Annotated in this window: 10 protein-coding genes; 2 read left to right on the top strand and 8 right to left on the bottom strand. The window is 59.1% G+C overall.

All coding sequences use genetic code 11. The features are described 5' to 3' along the window. From tatC to ubiE, 8 genes are all read right to left on the bottom strand, one after another. A partial coding sequence (gene tatC / locus KVG88_RS21170; RefSeq protein ID WP_225934087.1) for a twin-arginine translocase subunit TatC occupies positions 1 to 541 on the bottom strand: 541 nt, incomplete at its 3' end. Further along, positions 538 to 993 carry a Sec-independent protein translocase protein TatB gene (gene tatB, locus KVG88_RS21165; protein ID WP_217872659.1) on the bottom strand — a complete coding sequence of 152 codons (456 nt, stop codon included), beginning with the start codon at positions 991 to 993 and terminating at the stop codon, positions 538 to 540. The genes tatC and tatB, both read right to left, overlap by 4 nt. 10 nt (positions 994 to 1,003) lie before the next feature. Beyond that, a complete protein-coding gene (locus KVG88_RS21160; protein WP_150703395.1) occupies positions 1,004 to 1,282 on the bottom strand; it encodes a twin-arginine translocase TatA/TatE family subunit in 279 nt (92 codons plus the stop codon). A gap of 25 nt (positions 1,283 to 1,307) precedes the next feature. Continuing rightward, complete coding sequence (locus KVG88_RS21155) at positions 1,308 to 1,640, bottom strand: phosphoribosyl-ATP diphosphatase (RefSeq protein ID WP_007975564.1); 333 nt, start codon at positions 1,638 to 1,640, stop codon at positions 1,308 to 1,310. Further along, entirely contained in the window at positions 1,633 to 2,034 is a 402-nt protein-coding gene (gene hisI, locus KVG88_RS21150; protein WP_007989281.1) for a phosphoribosyl-AMP cyclohydrolase, read from the bottom strand. Before hisI ends, KVG88_RS21155 begins: the two co-directional genes overlap by 8 nt. A gap of 159 nt (positions 2,035 to 2,193) precedes the next feature. Beyond that, positions 2,194 to 3,798 carry a ubiquinone biosynthesis regulatory protein kinase UbiB gene (gene ubiB / locus KVG88_RS21145; protein WP_217872658.1) on the bottom strand — a complete coding sequence of 535 codons (1,605 nt, stop codon included), beginning with the start codon at positions 3,796 to 3,798 and terminating at the stop codon, positions 2,194 to 2,196. Continuing rightward, a complete protein-coding gene (locus KVG88_RS21140; protein ID WP_150703397.1) occupies positions 3,795 to 4,418 on the bottom strand; it encodes a ubiquinone biosynthesis accessory factor UbiJ in 624 nt (207 codons plus the stop codon). Before KVG88_RS21140 ends, ubiB begins: the two co-directional genes overlap by 4 nt. Continuing rightward, the gene (ubiE, locus tag KVG88_RS21135; RefSeq protein WP_007948968.1) at positions 4,418 to 5,188 is read right to left on the bottom strand and encodes a bifunctional demethylmenaquinone methyltransferase/2-methoxy-6-polyprenyl-1,4-benzoquinol methylase UbiE; all 771 of its coding nucleotides are present in this window, start codon (positions 5,186 to 5,188) and stop codon (positions 4,418 to 4,420) included. The genes KVG88_RS21140 and ubiE overlap by 1 nt, the downstream gene beginning before the upstream one ends. A gap of 155 nt (positions 5,189 to 5,343) precedes the next feature. Here ubiE and KVG88_RS21130 point away from each other — a divergent pair, with 155 nt between their 5' ends. Both KVG88_RS21130 and KVG88_RS21125 read left to right on the top strand, forming a co-directional pair. Continuing rightward, positions 5,344 to 5,619, top strand: coding sequence for a polyhydroxyalkanoic acid system family protein (locus KVG88_RS21130; RefSeq protein ID WP_150703398.1), 276 nt, complete (start codon positions 5,344 to 5,346; stop codon positions 5,617 to 5,619). Positions 5,620 to 5,839: 220 nt separating this feature from the next. After that, positions 5,840 to 6,262 carry a phasin family protein gene (locus KVG88_RS21125; protein ID WP_150703399.1) on the top strand — a complete coding sequence of 141 codons (423 nt, stop codon included), beginning with the start codon at positions 5,840 to 5,842 and terminating at the stop codon, positions 6,260 to 6,262. Positions 6,263 to 6,271 lie beyond the last annotated feature (9 nt).

Raw genomic sequence — 6,271 nt, 5'->3', positions numbered from 1 at the left:
ACACCACGGCTACCGGGATCTCGAACGCCACGCCGAAGGCGAAGAACAGCGTCATGACGAAATCGAGGTAGCTGGTGATGTCGGTCATCATTTCCACACCGGCCGGAGTGGCGGCGGCGAAGAACTTGAAGATCAGCGGGAACACCAGGAAGTAGGCGAAGGCCATGCCGGCATAAAACAGAAAGATGCTGGAAACCAGCAAAGGCACGGCAATACGTTTTTCATGCTTGTACAGGCCGGGCGCGATGAAGCCCCAGATCTGATGCAGGATCACCGGGATCGCCAGGAACAGCGAGACCATCATGGTCAGCTTCAGCGGCGTCAGGAACGGCGACGACACATCGGTGGCGATCATCGTTGCACCGGCCGGCAGGTACGCGCGCAGCGGTGTCGAGACGAAGGTGTAGATCTGCTGGGTGAAGGCGAACAGCCCGGCAAAAATGATGAAAATTGCCGCTACACAGCGCAGCAGGCGGGTACGCAACTCGGTGAGGTGCGAAACCAGCGGCATGTGCTGGTCGTTTTCAGGAAGATCGCTCATGGGGCTCGCGGCGGCAATGTTGGGTCATGAGGGGCTGGCGCAACGGGCGCTGCCGCAGGGGTAACGGGTTCAACCGGAGAGGCTGCAGCCACAGTGGGCGCAGGCTCTACAACTGCCGGGGCAGGTGCAGGCGTTGGCGCGGCAGCCGGGGCAGGTGCTTGAATCGTCTGCTCTCCCACGTGTTCGACCGGCGCCGGCTCTTGCTGGGTCGGCGTGAAGATCTTCCGCGCCTCCTGCTCAAGCGACAGGATGTGCTCGTTGTGCAGTTGCCGACGAATCTCGTCGGCACCGATCTCACGTTCAACTTCCTGTTTGATTGCGTTGAAGCTGCGCTTCAGTCGCCCGACCCACAGGCCAGCGGTGCGCGCAGCGCCCGGCAAGCGCTCGGGGCCCAGCACCAGCAGGGCGACGAGGCCGACGAGCAGCAGTTCAGAGAAGCTGATACCAAACATTAGTCAGTGCTCACACGTCTTTGCGGATCGGCTCTTCGACTTTCTGCGCCTGCACGTCGATGGTGTGCGGCTGATTCACGGACTGGGTGGTCTGTGGCTGAACAGGTGGAACCGGTTGGGCCGGGGTCACTGTCGGATCGGCCGGTTTCTCGTCATCGTTCATGGCTTTGCGAAAGCCCTTGATCGATTCGCCGACGTCGGTGCCGAGGTTTTTCAGCTTCTTGGTGCCGAACACCAGTACGACAACAACCAGGATGACGATCCAGTGTTTCCAGTCAAAAATGCCCATGTTGCTGCTCCTCTCTAATCGTTATTCAGGCGGACGGGCGCGAGGCTTTCTCGGCGTGTCCGGACAGACCGAAACGACGGTCCAGTTCATCGAGTACAGCCTGTGGATGCTGCCCCAATTGGGCGAGCATGACCATGCTGTGGAACCACAAATCGGCGGTTTCGTAGATCACATCGCTGCAGTCGCCGCTGACGGCGGCGTCCTTGGCGGCAATGATGGTTTCGACCGACTCTTCGCCGACTTTCTCCAGAATCTTGTTCAAGCCCTTGTGGTACAGGCTGGCGACATACGAACTGTCGGCGGCGGCGCCTTTGCGCTCCTCCAGTACCTCGGCCAGACGGGTCAGAGTGTCACTCATGTTTGTGTCCTGCGGAGTAGATGGCGTGCGGATCCTTTAGAACCGGGTCGACGGTGGTCCAGTCGCCGTTCTCATAAACGCGATAGAAGCAGCTCTGGCGGCCGGTATGGCAAGCGATGTCGCCGATCTGCTCGACCATCAGGATGATAACGTCAGCGTCGCAGTCCAGGCGCATCTCGTGCAGGGTTTGCACATGGCCGGACTCTTCGCCCTTGCGCCACAGCTTGCCACGGGAGCGGGACCAATAGATTGCGCGATTTTCAGCAGCGGTCAGTTCCAGCGCTTCACGGTTCATCCAGGCCATCATCAGGACGCGCCCGGTCTTGTGATCCTGGGCAATCGCCGGCACCAGGCCATCTGCGTCCCATTTGATCTCGTCCAGCCAGTTTTTCATCTTCAGTTCCTGAAGCAGCCCCAAGCCATAAGCTTCAAGCCGCAAGTAAAAGCCAGTGCGCTTCGATCCTTCGTATTGTGCAACGCATATCTACAGGCGTGAATTAAACATGAGTGCTATGAACATAACTTGAAGCTTATAACTTGCAGCTGATTGATGCTATCGACGAACGACCAGATACAAACCGACCGCCATCATGATCCCGGCCGGCCAGTAGGCCAGTTCGTTCAACGGACCACCCGCGGCAAGGATCGCGCCACCGGCCAGATGTGCCGTGCCGAGCAGACGCAGGAACCAGTCATCGCGACGTCGGTGCCACGGTGGTGGCGGGTCGTAGGCGTGAGGTTGGGACATGCGCTCGAGCAGGTCACGGGCCATGTTGGCCAGATGCGGAAGTTGTTCGAACTGGCTCTGCACGTTGCCGATCAAGGCTTTTGGGCTGACGCGTTCACGCATCCAGCGCTCAAGGAACGGCTGCGCGGTGTTCCACAGATCGAGGTCCGGGTACAGCTGACGGCCCAGGCCTTCGATGTTCAGAAGGGTCTTTTGCAACAGAACGAGTTGCGGCTGCACTTCCATGTTGAAGCGGCGCGCGGTCTGGAACAGGCGCATCAGCACCTGGCCAAATGAAATATCTTTTAACGGTTTTTCGAAAATCGGCTCGCAAACGGTGCGGATCGCCGCTTCGAATTCGTTGAGCTTGGTTTCTGCCGGCACCCAGCCCGAATCGATGTGCAACTGCGCCACGCGACGGTAATCGCGCTTGAAGAAGGCGAACAGGTTACGCGCCAGGTAATCCTGGTCTTCCGGGGTCAGGCTGCCGACGATGCCGCAGTCGATCGCGATGTATTGCGGGCTCCACGGGCTCACGGTGCTGACGAAGATGTTGCCCGGATGCATGTCGGCGTGGAAGAAACTGTCGCGGAACACTTGGGTGAAGAAGATCTCCACGCCGCGTTCGGCGAGCATTTTCATGTCGGTGCGCTGGTCGGCGAGGGTTGCCAGATCAGTGACCTGGATGCCGTAGATGCGCTCCATCACCAGCACTTTCGGCCGGCACCAGTCCCAATAGACTTGCGGCACATACAGCAGCGGCGAGCCTTCGAAGTTGCGTTTCAACTGGCTGGCGTTGGCGGCCTCGCGCAGCAGGTCGAGTTCGTCGTAGATGGTTTTTTCGTAGTCGCTGACCACGTCCACCGGATGCAACAGACGCGCATCGGCCGAAAATTTTTCGGCGGCGCGGGCCAATATGAACAGCCACGCCAGGTCCTGGGCGATGATCGGCTTGAGACCCGGACGAATCACTTTGACGACGACTTCTTCACCGGTTTTCAACTGCGCGGCGTGCACCTGGGCCACCGAAGCCGAGGCCAGCGGTTGGACGTCGAAACGGCTGAACACTTCACTGATTTTCTTGCCCAGCTGTTCTTCAATCAGCTTGACCGACACCTGCGAGTCGAACGGCGGCACGCGGTCCTGCAGCCTCATCAGCTCATCGGCGATGTCTTCGGGCAGCAGGTCGCGACGGGTGGACAGGATCTGTCCGAACTTGATGAAGATCGGCCCCAGGTCCTGCAATGCCAGGCGCAGGCGTGCACCACGGCTCAGGTCCAGGGTCTTGCGCGGGAACCAGCGCCACGGCAAGGCATAACGCAACGCCCGCAGAAACCAGGGCAGCGGCAGGGCGAACAACAGGTCATCGAGGCGGTAGCGGATCACGACGCGCTGGATGCGCAACAAACGGCGGACGGCAAGCAGCTTCATGCGTTATCGCTTGGGTCGAGGGATCGGGAAAGGCGCTCGAAACGCGCCTCGAGACGTTCCAGATCGAGCTTGATCTGGTCCAGTTCACTGAATCGGGCTTCGGCTTCGCGCTGACCGACGAGGGCGCGCGACTCTTCGGCCAGGTATTCGCCCAGGTTCTGGCCCAGGCTGGTAAATCCTTGCTGATACCAGCGTGCGCGGCTGCGCAAATGACCGCCAACCAGTTGCGTGGCGACCGGTCCCAGCCAGCGCGAGAGTTCATACTCCCAGTCCAGTTCGAGGTCCTGAAGGATCGCCGCCAGTTCCAGCAGCACGCCGCTGTCGCCGTCGAGTTCGACTTCAGGGCCATGCAGGACGGACGTCTTGTCCTTGCTCATCGCCAGTTTCAACAGGCTGGAGGCCGGTGCGCGCAAGGTGCAATCGGCGCCGGTTTCCCACTGGGAGGCGAGCATCAGGCCCTCATCGCTGGGCAGGATGAACAGTTGCAGCGCCGGGCTGCGGCAATCGACGGCAATCACTTTGCCGGTCAAATGCGCGAGCCGCGGCAGCGCCGTGCTGTCGAGGCGAAGCACCCGGTTCAGACCGAGTTCAACGCTGGCGAGCAGGCCGGCGAGCAGCATCAGGGCTTGATGCCACGGTGCAGGGCGACGATGCCTGCGGTCATGTTGTGATAGGTCACGCGGTCAAAACCGGCCTCGACCATCATCGACTTCAGGGTTTCCTGGTTGGGGTGCATGCGGATCGATTCGGCCAGGTAGCGATAGCTTTCCGAGTCGTTGGTGATCAGCTTGCCCATCAGCGGCATGAAGGCGAACGAGTAGGCGTCGTAGGCCTTGGACATCAGTGCGTTGGTCGGCTTGGAGAATTCCAGCACCAGCAGGCGGCCGCCCGGCTTGAGCACGCGCAGCATGGAGCGCAGGGCGTCTTCCTTGTGCGTCACGTTGCGCAGGCCGAAGGCGATGGTCACGCAGTCGAAATGGTTGTCCGGGAACGGCAGTTTTTCCGCATCGGCCTGGACGAATTCGACGTTGCCGGCCACACCCAGATCCAGCAGGCGGTCACGACCGACCTTGAGCATGGATTCGTTGATGTCGGCCAACACCACCTGGCCGGTCGGGCCAACGAGGTGCGAAAACTTTTTGGTCAGGTCGCCCGTGCCGCCGGCGATGTCGAGCACGCGGTTGCCGGTGCGAACGCCCGACAGCTCGATCGCGAAACGCTTCCACAGACGGTGCATGCCGCCCGACAGAAGGTCGTTCATCAAGTCGTACTTGGCGGCTACCGAGTGGAAAACCTCAGCAACTTTTTCCGCTTTCTGGCTTTCCGGAACGTTTTTGAAGCCGAAGTGAGTGGTGGGTTCGGCATCGCTGCCTTTGCGCTGATCAGTCATATCGCTGTCACCAAAAGAGAATGCGCGACATTCTAATCCCCAAGGGATGCTTTGTCTTGGCAAGGCTGAAGGTAAGATGGATCACCCTCGGGACGTTTTGCCGCAGCAGCGGTCAAGATTTACCGTACAAGCATTAACAAAACAGGAGTCATTCGATGGCCCGTATCAGTGTTGAACGTGCCCACGGCCTGGGTAAGGAAGCGGCGCGCGAGAAGGCCGACAAGCTGGCGCAGAAACTCAACGAGCAATATGGCCTGGAGCCGCAGTGGTCGGGTGACACGCTGAACCTCAAGCGCTCGGGCGTGAAAGGCGCGGTGCATGTCAGTGACGATTTGATCAAGGTCGATGTGGAACTGGGCCTGATGATGTCGGCCATGAGCGGCATGATCAAAGCGGAAATCGAGAAGGCGCTGGATAAAGCCCTGGTCTGATCCCGAAAAGATCGCAGCCTCGTTTCACTCGACAGCTCCTACAGGTGTACACCGCGGCATCTGTAGGAGCTGTCGAGTGAAACGAGGCTGCGATCTCTTCCAGGCACCACCGGTTTATGTCATTTGTTAGGGTGCCGTTTCTAATTTTTCTCCCTACTTTGTGCCAGAGCCCGACACTTATCCGGGCAGTTCCTCAAACCTTCTGCGCGTGAGGTGAACCATGGCCAAAGTTATTTTGAAGAAAAAAATCGACGCATCGACCAGTGCTCTGAGCGACGTCAAATCCTATGCCCGCAAGATCTGGCTGGCAGGCCTGGGTGCCTACGCCAAGGTTGGCCAAGAGGGCAGCGATTACTTTCAAGAGTTGGTAAAAACTGGCCAAACTGTTGAAAAGAAAGGCAAAAAAGTAGTCGCTGAGAAACTTGAAGCGGCGAATGCCGAGATCGACGAAGCCAAGAATGAAGTCAGCACTTTCAAGGGCAAGGTCGAAGTTCAACTCGACAAGGTCGAGAAGGCGTTCGACACGCGTGTCGCAAGTGCCTTGAATCGTATCGGCATTCCGTCTAAACATGACGTTGAGACACTCTCTGCTAAGCTCGATGAGCTGACGGCATTGCTCGAACGTGTCGCGCGTAAATCTTAAGGAGAACGG

The sequence above is a fragment of the Pseudomonas azerbaijanoccidentalis genome, from assembly GCF_019145495.1.
GTDB classification, from domain to species: Bacteria; Pseudomonadota; Gammaproteobacteria; order Pseudomonadales; family Pseudomonadaceae; genus Aquipseudomonas; species Aquipseudomonas azerbaijanoccidentalis.
Note: the sequence above shows the minus strand (reverse complement) of the source record. Positions and strands in the feature narration are given on the sequence as shown.

What these genes read in the sequence shown, in the direction of transcription:
- KVG88_RS21125 (WP_150703399.1), top strand. Translation starts at nt 5,840, where the DNA reads ATGGCCAAAGTTATTTTGAAGAAAAAAATCGACGCATCGACCAGTGCT.
- ubiE (WP_007948968.1), bottom strand. Translation starts at nt 5,188, where the DNA reads ATGACTGATCAGCGCAAAGGCAGCGATGCCGAACCCACCACTCACTTC.
- KVG88_RS21130 (WP_150703398.1), top strand. Translation starts at nt 5,344, where the DNA reads ATGGCCCGTATCAGTGTTGAACGTGCCCACGGCCTGGGTAAGGAAGCG.
- KVG88_RS21155 (WP_007975564.1), bottom strand. Translation starts at nt 1,640, where the DNA reads ATGAGTGACACTCTGACCCGTCTGGCCGAGGTACTGGAGGAGCGCAAA.
- ubiB (WP_217872658.1), bottom strand. Translation starts at nt 3,798, where the DNA reads ATGAAGCTGCTTGCCGTCCGCCGTTTGTTGCGCATCCAGCGCGTCGTG.
- hisI (WP_007989281.1), bottom strand. Translation starts at nt 2,034, where the DNA reads ATGAAAAACTGGCTGGACGAGATCAAATGGGACGCAGATGGCCTGGTG.
- KVG88_RS21140 (WP_150703397.1), bottom strand. Translation starts at nt 4,418, where the DNA reads ATGCTGCTCGCCGGCCTGCTCGCCAGCGTTGAACTCGGTCTGAACCGG.
- tatB (WP_217872659.1), bottom strand. Translation starts at nt 993, where the DNA reads ATGTTTGGTATCAGCTTCTCTGAACTGCTGCTCGTCGGCCTCGTCGCC.
- KVG88_RS21160 (WP_150703395.1), bottom strand. Translation starts at nt 1,282, where the DNA reads ATGGGCATTTTTGACTGGAAACACTGGATCGTCATCCTGGTTGTTGTC.